Genomic DNA, 23,664 nt, shown 5'->3' with positions numbered 1-23,664 from the left:
GATGTTTCCGGTCCCTTCCTCAGCGGAGCTTGCCGACGAACTCCAGCGTCCCGTCCGCCCAGCGGCGGCCCAGGTCGCTGGTGTGGTAGTCGCCGAAGCAGATCTCGGCGACCTCGCCGGTCGCGGCCGGCTGTCCCGACGGGTGCAGCAACCGCGCGGGCAGGTCGTCGAGCGGCGCGCCGAGCGGCACCCGCAGCGGCGCCGCGTCGAGCTGCCAGTCGTAGGGCACCGCGTACGCGGCCAGCGGCCGCCCGTCGAGGCCCATCCGGTAGACCGCCACGTACTGACAGTCCGGCGACAGCCCCCGCAGCGCGTCCAGGTCGTGGGAGATGAGATCGCCCGAGTTGTCCACGAACACGCACCGCAACCCCGGCAGCTCCGTCATGTTCCCGCCCGCGGCGATGGTGCGCAGGAGCGGCGCGTCGACGTAGGCGACGCTGACCGAGTTCTCCTTCAGCCATGCCATGAGGCCGTCGAGATCCCCGGTGAACGAGCGGTCCGGCACGACCAGCGTCGCTCCGGCGTGGAACGCGCTCGTCATCGCCGACACCAGATGGGCGGGGTTGCTCGACACCGCCGCGAACCGGTCGTCACCGCGGAGCCCGAACCGCTCGGCCGCCCAGTCCCGCCGGTCCGCCGCCGCGAGGTCGTCAAGACCCTCGGCAGCGCCGCCGAGATCGCCGAGGTCGAGCGGGCCTTCACCCACGTCGAGCACCGCCGGTCCCTGCGCGCCGGCCGCGTCCATGCCGAACGCCGCTCCCGCCCGCACGCATCCGAGGACCGCCGCCACGAACGCCGCCGTGGGCCGCCTGACGATGCTGATCCTCTCCGCGTCGGGAAGCGCCCGCGCGAAGTGCTCGGCCGCCGCGGCGAGCCATCCGTAGCTCCACTCGCCGTCCCGGTCCGCCACCGCGACCCGCTCAGAGGTACGGCCCTGCCGCACCACCGCCAGGTGCGGCGCGGGAAGCACCCGCTCGCCAGGCGTGACCTCGGCCGCCTCCTCCAGCGGATAGTCGAGGATCCCCTTGCCCGAATCGCGTACCACCGCGTTGAGCATCGTGCGCAGGTGCTCCAGCAGCGCGTCCATCATCGGCGCCTGGTACCGTTCGGCGTCGTACTCCAGCCGGAGCTGGAAGGCCCCGAACGCCTCCAGCGCGGTGAAGACGAGGTCGAAGCTGCTCAACAGCTCCGGCAGCGGCATCACCTCGAGGCCGACGTCGCCGATGCGCCGGATCGGCGGCAGGTCGAACACGTTCAGGACCACCTGGAAGATCGGCGTCCTGCGCGGGTCTCGGGGCACCTGCAGTTCCTTCACCAGCACGTCGAACGGCGTGTCCGAGTGCGTGTAGCCGTCCACCGACACCTGGCGGGCCCGCCGCAGCAGCTCGGTGAAGTCCGGGTCGCCCGACAGGTCGAGGTGGAGCGGCATGGTGTTGATGAAGCAGCCGATCAGGTTCTCCAGCGCGACGTCGGTCCGCCCGCTCACGGAGGTCCCGATCACGATGTCGGACTGGCCGGACCAGCGCCGCAGCACCGTCGCCAGGCACGCCAGCACCAGCATGAACGGAGTGACGCCGAGGCGGCGGCACAGCTCGTGCAGCGCGACCGTCTGCTCGTCGGTCATCTTCAGCATGCTGCGCCCGCCCCCGGCTCCGAGGTTCAGCGGCGCGTTCGGCATGGTGATCGCGGGTGGCGCTCCGGCCAGGTGGCCGCGCCAGTACTCGACCTTTTCCGCGAGCGCGTCCCCGGTCAGGCGTTCGCGCTGCCAGACGGCGAAGTCGCGGTACTGGACGGGGAGGTCGGGCAGGCCCGCCCGCGCCAGGTCCCCGCCCGACTCGTACAGCGCCAGCAGCTCCCGCCCGAACAGGCCGATCGACCAGTTGTCCGAGACGACGTGGTGCGAGGTGATGTTGAGCAGGTGCTCGGTGTCGCTCAGCCGGACCAGCGTGCACTTGAACAGCGGGCCCTCGGCCAGGTCGAAGGCGGCGCTGAACTGCTCGTCCAGCATGCACTTGCCGATCTCGAAGCCGTCCTCGGCGGCGGAGAGGTCCACCACGTCGAGCCGCCAGTCGCCCACCTCGCCGACCACGGGCACCGGCCGGCCGTCCACGACGGGGAACGTGGTGCGCAGCACCTCGTGACGCGCCACGATCGCGCGGATGCTGGCCTCCAGCACGTCCACCTGGAGCGGGCCGGCGAGGCGGTAGCGGCCGCCGACGTGGTAGGCGGTCTTGGGCCGAAGCTGGTGTTCCAGCCACAGGCGTTCCTGGTCGAAGGAGAGCACCGGCTCGGCGTCCGGCGGCCGTGGCCGGACGATCCGGTCCGGGCTGGCGTCCGTGGCCGCCTGTGCCAGCAGCGCGATCGTCGGCTGCTCGAAGAAGTCGAGTGGCGACAGCCCGATCCCGTCCTCCTGGGCTCTGGCCACGACCTGGATGGCCTGGATGGAGTCGCCGCCGAGCTCGAAGAAGTTGTCGTAGATGCCGACCTTGTCCACGCCGACGACCGTGGCCACGATGTCGGCCAGCCTCCGCTGCAGCGGCGTGCTCGGCGCGACGTAGTCCTCGATCAGTTCGGGCCTGCCGCCGTCCGGCGCGGGCAGGCGCTTGCGGTCGAGCTTGCCGTTGGCGCTGAGGGGAAGCGCGTCGAGCTCCACGAGCGTCGAGGGCACCATGTAGGCGGGCAGTCCGCGTTCGAGGTAGCGGCGCAGCTCGGTGAGGGTCGGCGCGGCTTCCGCGCGTGCCGGGACGAAGTAGGCGATCAGGCGGCGGTCGCCGGGCACGGGCTCGTAGAGGGCCACGACGGACTCGCCGACCTGCGGATGCCCGCTGAGCACCGACTCGATCTCCGCGGGCTCCACCCGGAAGCCGCGGATCTTGATCTGCGTGTCGACGCGGGAGACGAACTCGAGGTTCCCGTCGGGGCGCTGTCGGACCAGGTCGCCGGTGCGGTAGAGGCGCTCGCCGGGGTGCGCGGGGTCGGCGACGAAACGCTGCGCGGTCAGGCCGGGGCGGCCGAGGTAACCGCGGGCCAGGCTGACCCCGCCGATGTACAGCTCGCCGACGCCGCCCGTCGGCACCGGCGCGAGTCTGCTGTTGAGGATGCGCAGGTCGGCCGAGGGGATCGGGGTGCCGATCGGCAGGTTCGGCCAGGCGAAGCTCTCGCCCGGGTCGAGGCGGAAGAAGGTCGAGCTGACCGTGGTCTCCGTCAGCCCGTAGACGTGCATCAGCGGCACGCCGAGCCGCGGCCACATGGCCAGCCGTTCGGGCAGGACCCGCTCCCCGCCGATGATCACCAGGCGCAGGCAGCTCGGGAGCATCCGGCCCAGCCGGTCGAGTTCGCGTACCCACTCGTGCCAGTACGCAGTCGGCAGCTCCATCACGGTGAGCCGCTCGCGTTCGACGAGATCCACCAGGTCGGCCTCGCCGCTGATCAGGTGCTGGGTCGGGATGACCACCGCGCCGCCGGCCAGCCAGATCGGGAACAGTTCCTCCACCAGCACGTCGAAGCTCGGCGAGGCGAACTGCAGGAACCTGTCGCCGGCGCCGAGCCCGAGGCGCTCCATGATGTCGCGGGCGAACGTCACCAGCGAGCCGTGGTCGATCATGGCGCCCTTGGGCCGCCCGGTCGAGCCCGAGGTGTAGACGACGTAGGCCAGCGAGGCGAGGTCCGGCGGGTCGTCCAGGTCGTGGTCGGCGTGTTCGCCGGTCGCGGGGCCGTCGAGGAGGACGGTTGCGGCGGGCGGGTCGGTCACGAGCGGCGCGAGCCGTACCTGCGTGATCAGGACCTTCGCACCCGCGTCGGCGAGCATGAAGGAGATGCGCTCGGGCGGATACGACGGGTCGAGGGGGACATAGACGCCGCCGGCCTTGAGCACGCCGAGGATCGCCACGGCCAGCTCGGGGGAACGCTCCACCAGGATGGCGACGGGAGTCTCCCGGCCCACACCCCTGGCCCGCAGCTCCCGCGCCAGCCGGTTGGCGGCCCGGTTGAGGTCGCCGTAGCTGGTCGCGACCCCGTCGCAGACGACGGCGGGCGCGTTCGGCGCGAGCGTGACCCGGCGCTGGAACAACTCGACGAAGCCGGCGTCCGAGGTCTGCGGCCGGACGGGTGCCACCGGGGCGGCGATCAGCGTCAGCTGCCGCACCGCCGCGTCGGGCACGGCGACGAGCTGCCGCAGGATCTCCTCGAACTGCCCTGCCAGCAGGACGATGGTCTCCCTGTCGAACAGCTCGGTCATGTAGTGCCACTGGAGCTGCAGCGACTCGGGACTCGGGATGGCCGACAGGGTGAGGTCGACCGACACCAGCCCGAGGTCGATCGGCTCCGGCTTGATCCGCAGGTCGGGAACCTCCAGGGTCTCGCCGGGCACGGTGAGGACGTTGATCCACAACCGGCTCAGCGAGGTCTGCGACGCCTCCCGGCCCAGGTCCAGCAGCTCGATCACGCGCTCGAAAGGCACGTCCTGGTGGTCCATGGCGACGGCCATGGACTCGCGTGCCCTCCGGACGACCTCGCGCAGCGTGAGCTCGCCGGTCAGCCGCACGCGCAGCGGGAGCGGGTTGGCGAAGCAGCCGATGACCTGCTCGGTCTCCAGCCGGTTGCGGCCGGACACCAGTGAGCCGACGACCAGGTCGTCCTGTTCGAGGTAGTGGTGGAGGAGGATGGAGCACCCTGCCAGCAGGATGGAGACCAGCGGGGCGTTCTCGCGTTCACTGAAGGCGCCGAGCGCGGCGGTGAGCTCCGCCGGCAGGTTCACGATGTGGACGTCGCCGGCGAACGACGGCCGCGCCGGATACGGCCGGTCGGCGGGCAGCTCGGGCGGCGTCTCGATGCCGTCGAGCGTCCGCCGCCAGTGCTCCAGCTCGGCGGCCACCCTCTGGTCGTCGAACTGCCGGCGTTGCCAGGCGGCGAAGTCGCCGAACTGGATGCCGGGGGCGGGCAGCGTGCCGCCGCCGTTCTTCTTCAAGCCGTACAGGGTGACGAGCTCGCGCACGATGATCGACAACGACCACGCGTCCGAGGCGGCGTGGTCGGTGGTGAACAGCACGACGTGCAGGTCCTCGGCCAGGCGCAGCAGCGTGACCCGCAACCGGTGCGGGTCGCGGGGGTCGAAGGGACGCATGATCTCGGCCTTGCAGTGCCGCCGCACCGCCGCGCGCTGGTCCTGGGGCGCGACGTGCGTCAGGTCCAGCACGGGAGTGGGCACGGGACCGGTGGGATGGACGACCTGCACAGGCGTGCCGTCCTCCTGGAGCTCCACCGTGGAGCGCAGCACCTCGTGGCGCTCGACGACCTCCGTCAGCACGCTGCCGAGCAGGCCGAGGTCGAGCCTGCCCTCGATGCGGAAGGCGCTGTTGATGTTGTTGGCCGACCGGAGCCGCTCGATGGCCCATTCCCGCTGCTGCGCGATGCCCAGCGGGGTGGGGAGGGAACGATCGCGTGGCCGGATCCGCTCCTCGCGGGCGGGCTCGCGGGTCGCCAGCAGGTCCGCGACCCGTGACTCCAACTTCGCCCTCTGCTCCGGTGAGAGAGCTGCGATCCGGCTTTGCAGGTCGGTCATGAGGTCTCTCCATCCGCGCGTTCCCGCGCAAGAGCCATTGCTGGTGGATCGGGCTCGTCTTTCGCCGCCGCCTTCTTCGCGCCGCCGGTGGGCCGGTCGGGCAGGGCACGCAGGTCGGGCTGCCGGTAGGCGACCAGCGCCGTCACGATCACGGCCAGGCCGCAGAACAGGATGAGCAGGGCGGTCCCCCGGCCCGGTCCCACCCCGAAGAACGTCCCCACCGAGCCGGTGAGCGGCCCGCCGTTCCGCAGAAGCGGCTCGAAGACCTGGTCGGCCAGCGGACCGGCGAGCGCGAAGGCCACACACTGGACCGTGTTGGCGACCATGTTGAACAGGGCGAACACCCGGCCCTGGATGTCCGGCTCGACCTCGACCTGGAGGATGCCTCTGGCCGTGCCGTCGACGATCGTGGAGAACAGCGAGTAGCCGAAGGCCGCGATCATGATCAGGACGACGCTGGGCCGTACCACTCCCAGGCACATGAACGCGCCGATCGGCAGCGTGAGGCCGGCCAGCGCGTGGATGCGGCGGCGCGGCCCGCCCCAGGCGGCCAGCACCAGACTGCCCACCACGGCGCCGACTCCCGCGGCCGCCAGCACCACGCCGAGCGCTTCGGCAGAGGAGTAGGAGAGGACCACCGGCGTGATCAGCACGTCGGCGGGGGCGACCGCGACGCCGACCGTGCCGTACAGGACGACGAGCGCCAGCAGGCCGCGGCGGGCCGACAGGTAGCGCCAGCCCTGCCGGATCTCGGCGCCGAGGCCGTCCCCGCCCGTCGAACCGCCTTCGGACCTGCGCCGGTGCGGGATGGAGACGAGCAGCACGGCCAGCATGTTGACGACGAAGGAGGCGCAGTCGATCAGGAGGACGCCGCCGAGCCCGACGCCCATCAGCAGCACGCCGCCCGCGGCGAAGCCCAGGGTGCCGCCGAGGGCCTGGGCCAGGAGCACCATCCCGTTCGCGCGGCCGACCTGCTCCTTCGGCACGAGCAGGATGACGATGGAGTTCATGGTCGGCGCCGTCAGCGCGCGCAGGAGCGACTGGATGCCGACGACGATGAAGATGTGCCACGGCTGGAGCGTCCCGCTCAGGAACAACGCCGCCAGCGCGAAGATCGTGACCGCGGACAGCGCGTTGCTCACTCCCAGGATGCCGCGCCGGCTCCAGCGGTCCACGAGCGCCCCGGCGACCGGCGTCGCCAGGATGCCCGGCAGGAAGCTCATGACGATGATCAGCCCGTACTGGGTGGCCGAGCCCGTCCGCTGGAACACCCACACGCCGAGCGCGAGGCTGGTGAGCGAGGAGCCGAGCACCGAGACCAGATAACCCACCCAGAGTGTGGTGAACCTACGCATGAGCGATCGCTCCGTCCGCCGTCGATGGCCGTCGCACGCGCCCATGCTCGTGGATCCGGCAGCCGCCATCACCTCCCCACTTCAGGGGACACACCCGTCGCTTTCCGGCGCGCGTAACCGGCGGCCAACCGCCGCCGCCTACCCTCGCCGCCATGGCGACAGCGCTCATCGACCTCGACGATCTCGACCTGTTCGTGTCCGGCGATCCGTACGCCGCCTGGGCGTGGCTGCGCGAGCACGCGCCGGTCTACTGGAACGCCACCGCCGACGGCGGCTACTGGGCCCTGACCACGTACGCGGACGTGAGCGCGGTCTACCGGGACCCGGCGGCGTTCTCCTCCAAGGACGGCACCGTGCTCGGCGGCTCGTTCCGCAGCGCGACCGACACCGCGACCGGGCAGATGCTCATCTGCTCCGACCCGCCCGAGCACCGGCTGCTGCGCCACCACGTGCACAAGGCGTTCGACAAGCGGATGATGCACGCGGCCGCCGAGCACGTGCGCGCGTACCTCACCGACGCGCTCGACCGCCTCACCGCCGACGGCGGCGGCGACTTCGCCACCGACGTCGCCCCCACGCTGCCCGCCGGTCTCCTCGCCGCGATGTTCGGGATCGGCCGCGCCGACGCGCTCCACCTTCTCCACCTCACCCGCACGATGATCGGCTTCCGCGACGAGGAGTACGTCAGGGACAGCGGCGAGGCCCTGACCCTGGTCGGCGCCCAGGTGGAGATCTTCGACTTCCTCACCGAGCTGCTCGACCGGCGCCGGGCCGAGCCCGGCGAGGACCTGGTCAGCATCCTGCTCGCCGCCGAGACGAACGGGCGCGGCCTGACCGAGAGCCAGATCCTCTACAACGCGCTCAACGTGGCCGTCGGCGGCAACGAGACCACCCCGTTCACCGCCTCGGCGATCGTCGAGACGCTGATCGGCCACCCGGAGGAGGAACGCCGCCTGCACGACGACCCGAGCCTGGTCCGTACGGCGGTGGACGAGTTCTTCCGGTGGACCTCGACCAACGCCTACGTGCGCAGGACCGCCACGAAGGACGTGACCCTGCGCGGGATCCGGATATCCGCCGGGCAGACGCTGACGTTGTGGAACTCCTCCGCCAATCGCGACGAGAGCGCCTTCCCCCACGCCGACCGGCTCGACCTCGGCCGCGCCCCCAACCACCACCTGGCCTTCGGCGTCGCCAACCACCGCTGCGTGGGCATGTCGGCGGCCTGGATGGAGATCACGCTGCTGGTGGAGGAACTGGTACGGCGCCGCCTGCGCTTCACGCCGAGCGGGAAGATCGAACGGCTGGCCTCGAACTTCATGCTCGGCATCAAACATCTGCCGGTCGAGGTGGCGGCCTAGGCGGTCGAGCGCAGCAGCGAGGTGTGGCCGTCCGGCTGCAGCTCGTGCTGCCACAGCCGGGGATCGATGGCCCGCCCGGTGAACGCGCCGTGCGCCGCACGGGCGTAGAGCCGCCGGGTGGCCAGGTCCGGAGCCGTCTGCAGGTGCCGGCGCAGCCGTACGTCGCACAGCCGGTACCAGCGCTGCACCTGCTCAAGCTGCCCGAGATGGCCGTGGACCAGCATCAGCGCCCGGAACGCCTCCTCGTGGAACGGCTCCACCTCCAGCATCCGCTGGCACCACCTGATGACGCCGACGTGGTCGCCGCGCAGGATGTTCGTCTCCGCCAGGTAGGTCAGTCCGCACAGCAGCCTGCTGCGCAGCCACACCCGCTGCGCCACCGCCCACTCATACGGTTCGTCCGGCAGGAAGTCGCCCGCGTACAACCCGTCGGCGCGCAGGTAGAGCGCCGCCGCCTCCGCCCGGCCGCCGCGCCGTTGCGCCGCGTGCGCCTCGTCGGCCAGGCGGATGAAGAGCTCGAAGTCGAGCGGCACGCCGGCCGCCTCCAGGAGGTAGCCGGACTCGCGGGTGAGCAGGCGCAGCCCCGGGCCGCCCTCCGGCTGCCCGTCCAGGACCTTCCTGAGCATGTGCGCGGCGACCTTGAGCGAGCTGGAGCCCTTGGGCCATGGACCGTCCGGCCACAACGCGTCGTACAGCGCATCGCGCGAGACGATCCGCCCCTGCCGCAGGAGGAGGAACTGCAGCAGGTTGCGGGCCTTGCCCGCCTTCCACCGTCCCACCGGGCGGCCGTCGAACGCCAGCTCGAACGTGCCGAACGTGCGGACAGAGATGCGTTCTTCCACGTCTTCTCCCCGTCTCTCCGGGGACTCGAAGCTACCCGCGGGTGCGGCGGCCGGTGATGTCACATGAAGAAGGGATGCCTGGGAAACGGGGCCGCAGTTCATCCTGTGCGTATGCCATCCGTACCGCAATCGCCCGTCAGCGCGGCACAGACCGACGGTCAGGAGCGGGACGGTCATCCCAGCCGCGCAGCCCGGCCCCGTCGGCGGCGGCTCGGTGGCCGCATCGCCCTCGGCGTGCTCGCGATCGCCGTCACGATATTCGTGAGCCTGTCCATTCCGCGTTACCTCGCCTTCAACCCGAAGGTGGGCAGGATCTCGCCGGACGAACAGCCGTGGTTCTTCCCCGTGCTCATGACGCACATACTCGGCGCCACGGTGGCCATGGTCGGCTGTGTCTTCCAGGTGTGGCCGTGGCTGCGCCGCAGGCACCCCCGCGTGCACCGCGTCGTCGGCCGGGCCTACGTCGTCGCCGGCGTGTGGCCTGCCGCGACGGCCGCGGTGGTGATCTCGGTGCTGTGGGGGTTCGGCCCGGTCAGCGCGCTGAGCGACATCGTGCTGGCGTCGTTGTGGTTCACCGTCACGACCTTCGGCTTCGTGAACGCCCGCCGGGGCCGCTACGCCGAACACCGCCGGTGGATGTTGCGCAGCTTCACCCTCACCATCTCGATCATCTTCAACCGGCTCCTCGGCTTCCCGATCGGGATGATCCTCGCCAACCAGCTCGACACGACGTTCGGCGGCGACAAGCACGCCCTGGAACAGGCGGTCTCGGCGAGCGTCACCTGGCTGCCATGGACGCTCGCCTTCATCTTCATCGAGTGGTGGCTGGACCGTGAACAGCGCCACACCGTACGGGAGACGGCATGAGCGAGCTCGACTGCGTGGTGATCGGATACAACGAGGGCGACTTCGACGACTACCGGGTCATGTGCGAGCGGGCCGGTCCCGGCACGCCGGAATACCAGATCATGCGCGCCGAGCACCTGGTGGTCGACGGTACGGCGATGCCGTGGCTGGACGCGTTCAGCCGGCTCAGGAACCGCGGCACCGGCCGGGCCGACAGATACCACGTCGGTGAGGTGTTCAACCTGGCGGCGCTCTACCTGACCAGCTACCTGCGCAGGCGCGGCCTGCGCGCCGAGCCCGTCTCGCTGTTCACCGGCGAGCGCGACCGGCTGGCGGCGCTGCTGGCGGAACGGCCCGCCGTCGTCGCCATCACGACCACCTTCTACGTCAACATCCTGCCGGTCGGCCCGGTCGTCGAGTACATCCGCCAGATGTCGCCGACCAGCCACATCGTGGTCGGCGGCCCGCTCATCGACAACCTGTGCCAGTCCGGCGTGAACGGCGCCGTCCAGGACTTCTTCTTCGCCATGGGCGCCGACTCCTACATCCAGGAATCGCAGGGTGAGCACAGCCTGGGCCAGCTCTGCCAGGCCGTACGCGCCGGCGGCGACCTGTCCGGCGTGGACAACCTGATCCACTGCCCCGAGGACACCTGGGTGCGCACCAGGCGCCGCCCGGAGGCCAACGATCTGGACGAATGCTCGATCGACTGGGCCGGCTTCAGCCCGGACCTCATCGGCCCGACCGCGCAGCTCCGCACCGCGCGCAGTTGCGCGTTCAAGTGCAGCTTCTGCGACTACCCGACCCGCGCCGGGGCGCTCACCACGGCCTCGGTGGAGACGGTGCGCAAGGAGCTTCGCGCGCTGGCCGAGCTCGGCGTCCGCAACGTGGTCTTCGTGGACGACACGTTCAACGTGCCGCCGAAGCGGTTCAAGCAGCTCTGCCAGATGATGATCGACGAGGATCTCGGCCTGCGGTGGTACTCCTACTTCCGCTGCTCCAACGCCCGCGACGAGGAGTCGTTCGACCTGGCCGCCGCCAGCGGCTGCTCCGGCGTCTTCCTGGGCATCGAGTCCGGCGACAGCGACGTGCTGGCCAACATGCACAAGCTCGCGCAGGACAGCCAGTACCGCGCCGGCATCGCCAGGCTCAAGGAACGTGGCGTGACCACCTTCGCCTCGATCATCGTCGGATTCCCCGGCGAGACCGAGAAGACCGTCGGCAACACCATCGACTTCCTCAACGAGACCGCCCCCGACCTGTGGCGGGCCCAGGCCTGGTGGGCCAACCCCCGCTCGCCGATCTACCAGCAGAAGGAACTGCTGGGCATCGAGGGAGAGGGCTACAAGTGGTCGCACTTCAGCATGACCTCCTCGCAGGCCGCCGACCTCACCGACGAGATGCTCGACCGCGTCACCGAGTCGGTGTGGCTGCCCTTGTACGACTTCGACTTCTGGTCGCTGCCCTACCTGGACGGCAAGGGCGTGAGCGTTCGGGAGCTCATGGGGCTCCTGCGGACGAGCCAGGAACTCATGGGGGTGCGCGACCGGGGCGGCGACCCGGAGCGCCTGGCCGCCCTGGAGCGGCGATTCGCCGAAAGCGTGGCCGTGCTGGACGTGGCGCCGGCCAAGTTCAGCTACTGACGCCCGGGAGAACCGCATGACCTTGCCCGCGCCTGCCGACACGACCGACCCGGCGGCCCCGGGCCCGCGTACGGTGGTCAGCCGATTCGAGCAGACGGCCGCCGCCTGCCCGGACCGTCCGGCGATCGTCCACCGGGGCGGCGTGCTGACCTACGGAGAGCTCGCCGCTCGCAGCGCCGCGATCGCGGCCGGGCTGATCAGGCGCGGCATCGGCGCCGAGTCCCTGGTCGGGCTGCTGCTGCCGCGCGGGATCGACCTCGCGGCCGCCCTGCTCGGCACGTTGCGCGCCGGAGGCGCCTACCTGCCGCTGGATCCGGCGCTGCCCATCGACCGGCTGCGCTACATGTGCCGGCAGGCGGGCGCGGAGCTGGTCCTGTCCGATCCCGTCACCCGCCGCCGCGTCTCGCCCGCCCTCGGCCGGCAGGTCCTGACGGTGGACACCTGTGCTCGCGTCGCCGCCGGAGCGGTCCCGGGCCGCGCCCCGATCCTGCCCGGAGACCGGGCCTACGTCATCTACACCTCGGGCTCGACCGGGCGGCCGAAAGGCGTCGAGGTCACGCATGGGTCGCTGGCCGCGCTCGTGGACAAGCTGGCGCACGTCGCCGGGCCGGGGCCGGCCAGGATCGGGTGGAACGCCAGCCCGTCGTTCGACGCCTCCGTACAGCAGTGGTCACGGTTGTGCCGGGGCGACACCGTCGTGCTCGTGGACGACCAGGTGCGCGGCGACCCTCAGGCGCTGGCGGCGCTCATCGCCGAGGAGCGGCTGGACGAGCTCGACATCACGCCGTCCCACCTGGTGTCGCTGCTCGACCACCTGACCGAACGCGCCGAGGGGCCGCCCCTGCGGCTGCTCGTCGGCGGGGAGGCCGTCGCGCCCGCGTTGTGGAGCCGGCTGGCCGCCGGGGTCCTGACGCCGGTCAACCTGTACGGCCCGACCGAATGCACGGTCGACGCCACGTGGGCGCCGATCGACCACACGTCCGGGCCGCACCTGGGCGAGCCCCTGCCCGGGGTCCGCATCCACCTGCTCGACGAGAAGCTGAGGCCGGTCGGCCCCGGCGTCGACGGTGAGATCTACGTGGCCGGCGACGGCGTGTCCCGCGGCTACGCCGGCGCTCCGGCGCTGACCGCGCAGCGGTTCGTCGCCGACGTGATCGCCGGCGACGGCACGCGCATGTACCGGACCGGCGACCGGGCGCGGATCGGCCCCGACGGGCGGCTGGAGTTCGTCGGCCGCGTGGACGACCAGGTGAAGCTGCGCGGGTACCGGATCGAGCTGGGTGAGGTGGAGGCGGTGCTGAGCCGCTGCCCGGGCGTGGTCCAGGCGGTCGCGATGGTCCGCGACGACATGCCGGGCGGCGCGGGTCTCATCGGCTACTGCAGGCTCGAGCGCGCGGGCTCGTTCGACGCCGATCTGGTACGGCGCGCAGCCGCCGCTTACCTGCCCGAGTACATGCTGCCTGCCGTACTCGTCGGGCTTGATCGTTTCCCGCTGACCGGCAGCGGCAAGGTGGACCGCGGCGCGCTGCCGCCCCCGGTGCGGCAGGAGAGCTCCGCTGAGGCGGCGCCGATGAGCCCGACCGAGCGGCTCGTCGCCGACGCGTGGCGCGATGTGCTGGAGATCGAGCGCGTCGGCGTGGACGACAACTTCTTCGAGCTCGGCGGCCAGTCGCTGCTGGCCATCCGGCTGGTCGCGCACCTGCGCCGCAAAGGCGTCCCGGCGATCCCGATGGTGACGGTCTTCCAGCACCCCGTCCTGGGCGACCTCGCCGCCTACCTGGACGCCTACTTGGACGCCTAGCCGGACCTCTAACCGGACGAGGTGAGCCTGACCGGCAGGTTGCAGGTGCCGCCGAGGAAGTTGGAATAGACGCGCCGGGGGGTGCCGGTCACCTCGATCTCGCCGACCAGGTCACGAAGGGCGGCCAGGGTCGCCGCGAGCTGGATGCGGCCCAGCCGCGCGCCCAGGCAGAAGTGCGGCCCGTAGGCGAAGGTCAGGTGCCGGTTCGGCGTGCGATCCAGGAGGAACCGCTCGGAACGGGCGAACTCCCGCTCGTCGAAGTTGGCCGAAGCCAGCCACACCGTGACGATGTCTCCCGCCTCGACCCGGCCGCCACCGAGGTCCGCCGGTTCCGCCGCCAGCCGGCCGAGATGCCGCGACGGCGTCGTCCAGCGCAGCACCTCCTCGACCGCGCTGTCCAGCCCAACCTCACCCGCGCGCAGCGCCCGCCACTGATCCTGGTTCTCGGCCAGCGCGAGGACCGCGCCGGTCATCGCCAGCCGGGTCGTCTCGTCGCCGCCCAGGATGAGGCTGTAGCAGTTGAAGACGATCTCGTCGGTGCCGAGCGGCCGCCCCTTGACGTGGGCGTTGGCCAGGATGCTGACCAGGTCATCGGCGTCGCCGCCACGCCGCTCCTCCGCGAGCTCGATGAAGTAGGCGAGGATCTCGTTCTTGGAGTTCCAGCCGTCGGCCGAGGTGTGGGCGGGGCCGTGCGAGCTGACCGAGGTGGAGCCGAGCCGGTGGATGTAGGCGCGGTCGGAGTCGGGCACGGCGAGCGTGTCGCAGATCGTGGCCAGCGGCACCTGGGCGGCCACGTCGTCGCCGAAGTCGCAGTCCTCGCGCTCCAGCGCGTTCGCCACGAGCCGCCGCACCTGATCCTCGATCCGCCGCGCCAGCCGGTCGAACACGGCCGGGGTCAGCGCGCCGGTGATGATGCGGCGTACTTCCGTGTGGCGGGGGCCGTCGGTCACCGCGAGCATCTTGCCCGTGGCGGAGTCGCCGCCCACGAGCAGGGTCTCCAGCACGTTGCCCGACGTCGAGGTGAAACGCCGGCCGTCGCGGAAGACGCTGACGGCGTCCGCGTGCCGGGTGACGACCCAGAAGCCCGGGTTGCCGCCCCTCGGCGGGTGCCAGTAGAGCGGGTGCTCCGACCGCAGGCGCCGCCACACCGCCGACAGGTCACCCTCGGCATGGATCGTCGGCGAGGTCAGGTCCAGGGACTCCACCTGGTCCGGGTCGAGTACGGGCAGCACCTGGGACACCTCCGGTTCGCACGTGCTCCCGACTATGCCCCGGCGTGGTTAGCCGCCGGTTACGCCTCTTCCGCGTAACCGGCGGCTAACCCCTCCCGGCTAGCGTCAGTCGGCAGTCGAGACTTCTGGAGGGCATGTGCGCCGACCATCCACGCGCTGGCTGCTGCAGGAGCCGTCGGCCGGAGACGGGCCGCTGCTGTTCGCCTTCCCCTACGCCGGCTCTGGCGCGTCCTCGCTGCGGCGCTGGCCCGGGCGGATCGGGGAGGCCGAGGTCCATCCCGTGCAGCTTCCCGGCCGGGAGTACCGGATCAAGGAAGATCCGTACCGCGACTTCGAGACGTTCGCCAAGGACGCCGTCGAGGCGCTCCTGCCCTACCTGGCGCGGCCGTACGCGCTCGTCGGCCACTGCATGGGCGCGCTGCTGGCGCACGCGTTCGCCACCCGCGCCATGGAGATCGGCGTCCGGGCGCCCGAGCGGCTGTTCGTGTCGGCGTCCCTGACGCCGAGCCGGGGTTTCTACGGCTACTACCACCCGTGGATGTCCGACCACCGCATCGCCGCGGAGCTCCGGCGCGTCGCAGGAGACCTCGGCGACGGGGCCATCCCGGACGAGCTGGTGTCGTTGTCGGTGCGGGTCCTGCGGCAGGACGTGCGGATGTGCCTGGACTACGCGCCGCCGGCCAAGGCGATCGGCGTGCCGATCAGCGCCATCGGCTGGGCGGACGACCTCGACGTGGGACCGGACGACCTGGCCGAGTGGCAGGAGTACGGCGAGACACGCGTCCACCTGCTTCCCGGGGATCCGCTGAACTTCCTGGCAGGTGCCACCGGGCTCAGGAAGGTCATCGAGGAAGATCTCGACTACTGATGCGAAGAGGATGAGCGCCGTGTCTGCACCCGCGACGATTCCCGAGCTTCTCGCCAGAACCGTCGGAACCCATCCGGATCTGCCCGCCGTCAGCGACGAAGAGACCAGCCTCAGCTACGCGGAACTGGCCGAGCGGGCGGACGCCGTCGCGCACGAACTGGTCAGGCTCGGCGTGCGGGAGGAGGACCGGATCGGCGTCCACCTGCCGCGTGGCGTCGGCGCCGTGGTGACGGTGCTCGGTGTGCTGCGCGCGGGAGCGGCGTACGTGCCGATCGACGTCAGCTATCCCAGGTTGCGGCGCGAGCAGATGGTGAAGGCCGGCCGCCTGCGCCTGCTGCTCACCGATCCCGGCACGACCAGGCGGCCGGCCGGCCTGCCCGTGGAGGTGGCCGAGCTGGACTGGCGCGTCCTGCCGCCCGCTTCGGGTCCGGCGGCACACGTCGCCCCGCAGAGCGCGGCCTGCGTCCTGTTCACCTCCGGATCCACCGGTCAGCCCAAAGGCGTCGTGCTGGAACACCGCCACATGGTCGCCTTCGCCACGGACACCGCCCTCCCCACGGTCGGCCCCGGCGACCGGATGGCGCAGGCGTCGAACCTGTCCTTCGACACCTTCACCTTCGAACTGCTGCGTAGCATGGCCGGCGCCGCGGACCTGGTCGTGATGCCCGCCTTCGCCGACCTCATCGGCGCCGACCTGCGGCGGCAACTCCGGCGGCACCGCGTCACCGCGATGCTGGCTCCCGCCATCGCGCTCAACCAGGTCGCCCGCCACGACCGCGAGGCGTTCGCCTCCCTGCGGGTCCTGTGCTCGGGCGGCGACGTGCTGCTCGCCGACACCTGCCGCGAGCTGCGGGCCGGAGGCTTCTCCGGGGACCTGCTCAACCTGTACGGCCCGACCGAGGCCACCGTGGCCTGCACCGCCCAGCGTGTCCAGGAGCTCCCCGACGACTGCACCCGGGTCCCCATCGGCCGTTCGACCGCGTCAGCGCGTCTGTACGTCCTGGACGATCGGCTCGCCCCCGCCTCCACCGGTGAGCTGTACGTCGGCGGCGCCGCCGTGGGACGCGGCTACCTGGACCAGCCCGGACTCACGGCGCAACGCTTCGTCGCCGACCCGTTCGCCGCGAACGGCACCCGCATGTACGCCACCGGGGACCTGGTGCGTACCGGTGCCGACGGAGCCCTCGAATACCTCGGCCGCGTCGACAGCCAGGTCAAGATCTCCGGCCACCGGGTCGAGCCCGCCGAGATCGAACGCACCTTCTACCAGCACCCGCACGTGGGCGAGGTCGCGGTGACGGCGGTAGGAGAGCCCGGCGACCTGCGCCTGGTCGCCTTCGTCATCCCCGTGGCCGAGGAGTTCTCACCCGTCGGCGTGCGCGCCTTCCTCACCGAGCGTCTGCCCGCCGCCTACGTCCCCGCCGAGTTCGTCGTCCTGGACTCCATGCCGCTGGACGCGCACGGCAAACGGGACTGGGCGCGGCTGCGCGAGGCCGCCGAGGACCGCTCCCGGCGGCGGCGCACCTACGAACCTCCGCGCACCGCCACCGAGCGCTACCTCGTCCAGCTCTGGGAGGAACTGCTCCGCGTGGAGTCGATCAGCGTCCACGACGACTTCTTCGGCCTCGGCGGCCACTCCCTCCTCGCCGCGCGCGGCCGCATGCGCATCCGCCGCGACCTCAAGACCGACCTTCCACCTGAGGTGGTCTTCGAGAACAGCGTGGTCGAGGACCTCGCCAAGGTCATCGACCAGACCAGACCCTCCGTCGCCTGATGGTGCTTGCCGGTCCGCCCGTGCGCGAGCCGGCCCGCACCCCGGCAAGGCCGCAAGCCCGAGCCCATCGCCTGCGTCAGCGAAGCGTCTGTGTGCGGACACTCACGTCTCATCGAGGAGGGAAAGCGCCCGCATCCACGAACGACCGGCTCGCGCGCCCGCTCGGTTGCGAGCCCGCGTGAACGGCGGAATGCCGAAGGTTCAACTCATTCACAGAATGATCGTCTGCGCGCTACTCTGCCTCCGGCCCAACGGAAACGGAGACCGTGGATGCACAGATTAGCCAGATCCCGTTTTGCCCTGCCCTTGGTCGGGGCCATAGTCGCCACCACCCTGATCGCCACCGCACCCGCCGCGTCAGCCGCGCCCGCGCGCGGCAACGGACACCGGGTCACCGTCATGGTCCACGGGTTCGACCGTGAGGCCGACATCAGCTGCTCCGGCGCATGGAACAGCGCCAAGCAGGTGCTGAACGCCAACGGTTGGGGCGACGTCGTCACCTTCGGCTACTACAACAAGGCCACCAACTGCGACCTCAGGCTCCAGGGGACCACCGACACGCGCATCCAGGAGGTCGGCCGCCAGTTCGCGTGGACCGTCTACTACCTGTACTCCAGCAAGGACGTGGCGATCGACGTCGTCACGCACTCCATGGGCGGTCTGGTCGCGAAGGCGGCCATCGAAGGCGTCAACCGGTACGGCGTGGGCAAGCCGCCGCCCGACCTGAGCGGGCTGACGGTCGATCCGAACAACCTCGGCGCCACCGTGTGGCCCAGAGCCTGGCCCCCATTCCTGTACATCGAGGACATGGTCACGTTCGCCACGCCACACCAGGGCATCGGCAGCGCGGTGGTGACCGCGTGCGCCATCACCCACGAGCAGTGCAGCGACATGCGTCCGGGCAGCGGCTTCATCAGCTGGCTGGGAAAGCAGCCGCTCTCCCAGATGGGCACGGACTACACCTTCCTCGCCTCGAAGCACGATGACACGGTCAGCTCCGACTCGGCGACCAACAAGCGCACTGCCCACCATTGGGCTCTCTACGGCTCGAACGCCGACGGCGGCACGCTGAGCCATACCTCCATCCGGAACACCTCGACCGGCGACTGGCAGGCGTCGTACGGGGGAGAGTTCAGCGACGAGGGTGAGGGCTCGTACCCCGCGCCGCTCCTGCGGATGATGGACGGCCTGTACGACCAGCAGGCCCAGTAACGCGCGGACGCGTCCTCCCTCTTTCGGCAAAGGGGGAGGACGCGTCGGTGGGTTATGGGTATTCGGTGAGGTTTGCGACGTTTGTGGAGGAGTTGCTCGGGCCTCCCGTGGAATTGATGACGTGGGCGATGGTTCCGGTGCCGCCCAGGGAGACCGTCACCATGTGGTGGAAGCGGACCCCCGGCGTGTTCGGCACCTCGAAGGCCCTGTCGGCCACCACCCCGGGGTTGGCGCTGAAGTAGCAGTAGCTGCCCAGCCCCCAGGCCTCATGCGAGGTGACCGAAGCGGCGACCTTGTAGGCGGCCCAGCCACGGGTGGAGCCGTTCATCCAGGACGCCTGGTTGGGCGGGTCGTAGGGCATCTCGTTCTGGAAGAAGTAGGTCCGCCCGCCGTTGCCGTTCCAGATGACCTGGTACTGGTGGTAGTGCTCGACGAACAGCCCGTAGAACGTCACGTTGTCGCCGTTGACGACGAGCCCGTTGACGGTCGTGTTGGTGTTCCACCCGACGCCGCTGCCGTGGTCGGCCCGCCAGATCCAGGTGTGATCACCGATCACGTCGTCGCTGTTGATCACCAGGCTCTGTGACGCCTTGCCCACCCCGGCGCCGCCGACGCGGAAGAAGACGTCGTGCAGCGAGGTGGGGTTGGCCGCGTGCGAGGACGCCGAGCCCGCCGGACCGACCTGCATGAGCGTCGCCGAGTTCACGGTCCCGGCGTCGATCAGCAGCCCGGCGACCTTGACGCCGTCCACGTCGGCGACGGTCATCGCCGTGATGCCGTTGTCGGGTACGAACGTCGCCAACCCGAGACCGAGCACCACGGTGTCGGCCCTGGTGACCCTGATCGTGTCGTTCAGATGGTAGACGCCCGGCGTGACCAGCAGGTTCTTGCCCGCGGCCAGTGCCGCGTTGATGTCACCGGCGGTGTTGCCCGGCTTGACGACGAAGAACTGGCTGATCGGCAGCGACGTGCCCGCTCCCGGCCACGACACCCCGGCGGAGTTCGACTTCAGCGCGGGCACGAACACCTGGTAGGCCCCCGCCGCGTCGATGTAGAGGAACGGCTTCTCCCGTACCACCGGCGTCTGCCCCACCGTCGTGTACGGCGGGCTGGGGAAGGTGTTGCCCGGCGCGCCGGACACCCCGACGAAGGTCATGTTCCAGTTCGACCCGCTCCAGGACCCGAAGGCCGAGTTGCGGGAGATCCACTGCTGCTGCGACCCGGACCTGACCTGACCGTCGATCCGCGAGTCGGAGATCCACCCGCCGCTCGACCAGCCGCCGTCGTCCAACTGCAGGTTTCCGCGCACATGCATGCGCCGGTACGGCGCCGCCTGCGAGACCGCCCACCGGTCCGTGCCGCCCGCCGGGGTGACCGAGAGGTTCTCGGCGGAGCGCCAGAAGTTCTGCGTGGCGTTGCCGCCGAACCAGTCGGCCTCGGCGTGCACGGCCCCGTTGATCGTCACCGCGTCCGGTGTCTGTCCCAGGCCGAGGACCTGAGTGTAGAAGCCGACGTTGACGTCCACGTTGTAGGTGCCCGGCTTGAACAGCAGCGCGTACCGGTTGGACCCGAACTGGTTGGACTGCTGCTGGCCGAACACCGAGTTGAGCTGCGACTGGATGGTGGACGCGGGCATCGACGGGTCGAAGACGCGCACGTTCGGCCCCAGGTCGGGATCGGGGCCGCCACCGCCGCCGCCCGACAGGGTGAACGACTGCGCCGCCGTGCCGTTGCAGGCGTACTGCTGCAGTTGCACGCTGTCGGCCGTGGAGGCGCCCGACACGTCGAGGCACTTGCCGCTGTTCCTGTTGACCAGGTGGTACGTGCCGCCGGACTCCTCCACCGGCAGCCACTGCTGGTTGTTGCCGCCGCCGTAGGCCCACAGCTGGACCGGCGCGCTGTCGGCGGTCGAGACACCGGTCACATCCCAGGCCTGCGCGGCGTTGAGCGAGCTGTTGACCCGGTAGTAGCCGTCGCCGGTGGCCTGGAACTGCCAGAGCTGCGCCCCGCTGCCGTTGCACGCGTACTGCTGGACGGCGGTGCCGTTGGCGGTGGCGGCGCCGCGGGCGTCGACGCACTTGCCGCTGTGCTTGGCGACCACGGTGGTCAGGCCGGTGGGGACGGCTGCCTGCGCGACCGGCATGAGGACGAACCCGGCCGCGACCAGCACGAGGACGACGAGGGCACGCATCAGAACCCCGCCGTCAGCCGGGTGAAGTCCCAGGCGTTCTGGGAGACGCCGCTGCAGGTCTCGGACAGGCCTCCGGAGCAGGGGCGGTCGCGGTTGACCGACCAGAAGGCGAGCCTGGTCAGGCCATGGGAGTTGGCGTAGTCGCGGATCTGGGTCCAGGTGGCGACCGAGGTGACCTCCGACTGGTCGGACAGGCCGTTCATGCCGGAGATGCCCATGTGCGCGTACGCCGTGGCGTCCGACCAGCCGAACGCCGACTTCAGGGCGTTCTTCAGCCCTTCGGCCGCGTTGACCGTGCTCTGGTACATGTTGGACCCGCCGCCGAAGTCGAACGGCATGATCGTGTAGTTGTCGATCGGGACGCCGAGCTCCTTCGACCGGTTGATCAGCCGGGTGCCCGCGCCGGCCGGGCCGCTGGTGGAGGTGCCGAAGGTGACGACCACCTTGACGTTCGGGTTGTTCGCCTTGACGATCTTGAGGCCGTTGAGTATGCGGTCCTGGACGGTGTAGTTCTCGTACTCGTCGGTGTTCTCGATGTCGAAGTCGACGGCCGCGGGTCCCAGGGCGTTGATGACCTGCTGCACGGCGCCCGCGTACGCCTCGGGCGTGGCGCAGTTGGGGCCGAGCTTGTTGCCCGACCAGCCGCCGAAGGAGATCTGGACGCTGCCGCCCTTGGACTTGATCGTGTTGATCGCCTGCTGGTCGGCACCGCCCGTCAGCGCACGCGAGCCGTCCCAGCGTGGCGTGCAGCCGCCGCCGGACAGGATGAAGGCCATCGTGAAGGACTTCACGCCGGTCGCGTCCATGACCGTGCCCGGGTTGGGCGGGCTCCCCCACCCCATGTAGAGGTACGGGGCGCCGGGCAGCTTGCCGGGACTGGGGGTGCCGCCGCCGGAGGGCAGCGTCCACTTCTGGTTGGCGCCGGTGCCGCAGCTCCAGATCTGCAGGGGTGTGCCGTCGGCCGAGCTGACGTTGGTGGCGTCCAGGCACTTGCCGAGCGCTCGCAGGGTGCCGTCGGAGGCGGCCGTCCACTGCTGCGCGGCAGTGCCGTTGCAGTCGTAGATCTGCACCTTGGCGCCGTCGGCGCTGCTCGCGCCCGCCACGTCCAGGCACTTGCCGAGTGCGCGGATCGTGCCGTCGGACTGCGTGGTCCACGACTGGGCGGTGGTGCCGTTGCAGGTCCAGAGCTGGACCTGGGTGCCGTTGGCGCTGTTGGCGCCGGCGACGTCGACGCACTTGCCGCCGTAGCCGGTGATCTGGCCGGTGGCGGCCGAGGCCGGGGAGGCGAGGCCCGCCACGGCTAACGCCGTCACGGACGCGAGGATGATTCCTCGTCTTTTCATGGGGGGTGTCACCTTCTGTGGGGGGGTGTACGCCGGCGGCCGGCCGCCGGCGTGGGTGAGCACCATGGCTAAGAGAAATCCACGGTCGTGACCTCATGGTGACCTTACGGTGACCTTACAAGAGCGTCAATACTTAATTTAAGGGTTGACGGAGGCTACGTGCGGCTCTTGAATCAGGCAGGAAAACAAGCCCTCAGGCGCCCAGGAACTGATCCACCACCAGGATGGCGGCGCCGAGCTTGACGCCCTCCGACCCCAGGTGAGCGGCCCCGATCGCGACGCGGTCGTAGGAACAGCGCAGCACGGAGCGCTCCGTGGCCGTCACGATCGCGGGCAGGTGGTCGCGGGCGAGCAGCAGCCCCGCCCAGCCGCCCAGCACGATGCGCTCGGGATTGAGCAGGTTGATCAGGCTCGCCAGCCCCGCGCCCAGGTGGCCGACGGCCTCGTCGAACAGGGGACGCGCGCCCGGGTCGGCCAGCAACGCCGCGAAGGCGCTCTCCTCCTCGACGCCCGCCAGGTCGATCCCCGCCCTGGCGAGGACCGACTCGGCGCCGACGTAGGCCTCCAGACAACCGCGCGCACCGCAGCGGCAGGGGCGGCCGTCGGCGATCACCGTGGTGTGGCCCCACTCCCCCGCCCCACCGGACACGCCTCGGACGGTGATGCCGTCGGTGATGATGCAGGCGCCGACCCCGCTGCCGATCAACACCATGATCATGTAGTCGCTGCCCCGTCCCGCGCCGAACCAGTGCTCGGCCAGGCCCAGCGTCATGGCGCCGTTGTCGACGAACACGGGCAGGCCGGGGAGCATGTCGGCCAGCCGTACCCCGCTCCAGCCGAACGTCGGCGAGTCGACGACCGAACCCCGCACCATGCCGGGAACGCCGACTCCGACGCCGAGGACGCGGCCGGGGTCCACGCCCGCCTGCGCGATCACCGCGGCGACGCCTTCGCGGATGTGGCCGGCCACCAGGTCGGGAGCGTGCCGTCCTGGGCGCAACGGGGTCTCGGCCTTGGCCCGTGGCGTCATGGACAGGTCGAACAACTCCACGCCGACGCGGGTCTCCCCCACCTCGACGCCGACCGCGTAGGCGTGGTGGGCGTTGACGCGGAGCTGGACGCGCGGCCGGCCGCCGTCCGACTCGACCCTGCCCACCTCGACGGCGATCCCGTCGGACAGCAGGCCGGTGACGACGTTGCTCACCGTGGCGGGGCTCAGGCCGGTCGCCTGGGCGAGCTCGAACCTGCTGCGCTCGCCGTCGAAGAAGAGCGTGCGCAGCAGCACGGCCCTGTTGGTACGCCGCACGTCACGCGACGTCCCCCGCTGCGGCCGGATCATAGGGTGAAGTCTAGGCTCCCCTTCCTCACCAGGCCGGCCAGCAGGTCCTTGACCTCGGTCGCGTCGTAGCGGTCGCGGTCGAAGGGGCCGATGAGCAGCGGGCCGTCGTCGGGGCTGTCGGGCAGGCGGCCGTGGCTGCCCCGGACCGGTGCCGGGTCGAGTGGCACCACTGGCATCGTGTAGCGGAAGCCCAGTTTCTTCTTGGCCAGTGCGGTGGCGGCGCGGAGTTTGACGAAGGGGTCACGTGGGTTCATGAACAGTTCGGCGGGGTCGTAGCCGGGTTTGCGGTGGATGTCT

General features: G+C 70.8%; 14 protein-coding genes and 1 pseudogene. 7 read left to right on the top strand and 8 right to left on the bottom strand.

The window, feature by feature from the left end; genetic code table 11:
- Nucleotides 1-19: 19 nt before the first annotated feature.
- Together AB0J87_RS57955 and AB0J87_RS57950 are read right to left on the bottom strand one after the other, a co-directional pair.
- The gene (locus AB0J87_RS57955) at nt 20-5,560 is read right to left on the bottom strand and encodes an amino acid adenylation domain-containing protein (protein ID WP_363983621.1); all 5,541 of its coding nucleotides are present in this window, start codon (nt 5,558-5,560) and stop codon (nt 20-22) included.
- A complete protein-coding gene (locus AB0J87_RS57950) occupies nt 5,557-6,915 on the bottom strand; it encodes an MFS transporter (protein ID WP_363983619.1) in 1,359 nt (452 codons plus the stop codon). The genes AB0J87_RS57955 and AB0J87_RS57950 overlap by 4 nt, the downstream gene beginning before the upstream one ends.
- A 152-nt stretch (nt 6,916-7,067) precedes the next feature.
- On the opposite strand from AB0J87_RS57950, the gene AB0J87_RS57945 reads away from it, so the two are divergent.
- Complete coding sequence (locus AB0J87_RS57945; protein WP_363983617.1) at nt 7,068-8,276, top strand: cytochrome P450; 1,209 nt, start codon at nt 7,068-7,070, stop codon at nt 8,274-8,276.
- Here AB0J87_RS57945 and AB0J87_RS57940 read toward each other — a convergent pair.
- Nucleotides 8,273-9,118 (bottom strand): BTAD domain-containing putative transcriptional regulator, encoded by an 846-nt coding sequence (locus tag AB0J87_RS57940; RefSeq protein WP_363983615.1) that lies wholly within the window; start codon nt 9,116-9,118, stop codon nt 8,273-8,275. The two genes, AB0J87_RS57945 and AB0J87_RS57940, sit on opposite strands and share 4 nt — an antisense overlap.
- 111 nt (nt 9,119-9,229) lie before the next feature.
- Here AB0J87_RS57940 and AB0J87_RS57935 point away from each other — a divergent pair, with 111 nt between their 5' ends.
- Genes AB0J87_RS57935 through AB0J87_RS57925 form a run of 3 tightly spaced genes read left to right on the top strand, consistent with a single transcriptional unit; the run spans nt 9,230 to nt 13,408 of the window.
- Nucleotides 9,230-9,985: a DUF2306 domain-containing protein gene (locus AB0J87_RS57935; protein WP_363983613.1), complete on the top strand. Its 756-nt coding sequence runs from the start codon at nt 9,230-9,232 to the stop codon at nt 9,983-9,985.
- On the top strand, nt 9,982-11,607 hold the full coding sequence (locus AB0J87_RS57930; RefSeq protein WP_363983611.1) for a PhpK family radical SAM P-methyltransferase: 1,626 nt from the start codon (nt 9,982-9,984) through the stop codon (nt 11,605-11,607). The genes AB0J87_RS57935 and AB0J87_RS57930 overlap by 4 nt, the downstream gene beginning before the upstream one ends.
- Nucleotides 11,608-11,623: 16 nt before the next feature.
- On the top strand, nt 11,624-13,408 hold the full coding sequence (locus AB0J87_RS57925; RefSeq protein ID WP_363983609.1) for a non-ribosomal peptide synthetase: 1,785 nt from the start codon (nt 11,624-11,626) through the stop codon (nt 13,406-13,408).
- 8 nt (nt 13,409-13,416) lie between these two features.
- Here the strand turns inward: AB0J87_RS57925 and AB0J87_RS57920 are convergent, their stop codons facing one another.
- Entirely contained in the window at nt 13,417-14,640 is a 1,224-nt protein-coding gene (locus tag AB0J87_RS57920; RefSeq protein ID WP_363983607.1) for a cytochrome P450, read from the bottom strand.
- A 136-nt stretch (nt 14,641-14,776) separates the two neighbouring features.
- On the opposite strand from AB0J87_RS57920, the gene AB0J87_RS57915 reads away from it, so the two are divergent.
- The 3 genes from AB0J87_RS57915 to AB0J87_RS57905 all read left to right on the top strand — a co-directional run bounded on the left by AB0J87_RS57915 (nt 14,777) and on the right by AB0J87_RS57905 (nt 18,494).
- Complete coding sequence (locus AB0J87_RS57915; protein WP_363983605.1) at nt 14,777-15,508, top strand: thioesterase domain-containing protein; 732 nt, start codon at nt 14,777-14,779, stop codon at nt 15,506-15,508.
- A gap of 19 nt (nt 15,509-15,527) precedes the next feature.
- Nucleotides 15,528-17,282 carry a non-ribosomal peptide synthetase gene (locus AB0J87_RS57910; protein WP_363983603.1) on the top strand — a complete coding sequence of 585 codons (1,755 nt, stop codon included), beginning with the start codon at nt 15,528-15,530 and terminating at the stop codon, nt 17,280-17,282.
- A 270-nt stretch (nt 17,283-17,552) separates the two neighbouring features.
- Nucleotides 17,553-18,494 carry a hypothetical protein gene (locus AB0J87_RS57905; RefSeq protein ID WP_363983601.1) on the top strand — a complete coding sequence of 314 codons (942 nt, stop codon included), beginning with the start codon at nt 17,553-17,555 and terminating at the stop codon, nt 18,492-18,494.
- A 52-nt stretch (nt 18,495-18,546) separates the two neighbouring features.
- On the opposite strand, the gene AB0J87_RS57900 is transcribed toward AB0J87_RS57905, so the two are convergent.
- From AB0J87_RS57900 to AB0J87_RS57885, 4 genes and pseudogenes are all read right to left on the bottom strand, one after another.
- Nucleotides 18,547-20,685: an RICIN domain-containing protein gene (locus tag AB0J87_RS57900; protein ID WP_363983599.1), complete on the bottom strand. Its 2,139-nt coding sequence runs from the start codon at nt 20,683-20,685 to the stop codon at nt 18,547-18,549.
- A complete protein-coding gene (locus tag AB0J87_RS57895; protein WP_363983597.1) occupies nt 20,685-21,998 on the bottom strand; it encodes a ricin-type beta-trefoil lectin domain protein in 1,314 nt (437 codons plus the stop codon). The genes AB0J87_RS57900 and AB0J87_RS57895 overlap by 1 nt, the downstream gene beginning before the upstream one ends.
- A 223-nt stretch (nt 21,999-22,221) precedes the next feature.
- The gene (locus AB0J87_RS57890; protein ID WP_363983595.1) at nt 22,222-23,367 is read right to left on the bottom strand and encodes an ROK family protein; all 1,146 of its coding nucleotides are present in this window, start codon (nt 23,365-23,367) and stop codon (nt 22,222-22,224) included.
- Nucleotides 23,364-23,664 (bottom strand): annotated as a pseudogene (locus AB0J87_RS57885) (alkaline phosphatase family protein); the annotation flags it as partial. The gene AB0J87_RS57890 and the pseudogene AB0J87_RS57885, both read right to left, overlap by 4 nt.

Origin of the sequence: Nonomuraea sp. NPDC049625 (assembly GCF_040675285.1) — a bacterium.
In the GTDB taxonomy this organism is placed as follows: domain Bacteria; phylum Actinomycetota; class Actinomycetes; order Streptosporangiales; family Streptosporangiaceae; genus Nonomuraea; species Nonomuraea angiospora_A.
This window is presented reverse-complemented; position numbering and strand designations above follow the sequence as displayed.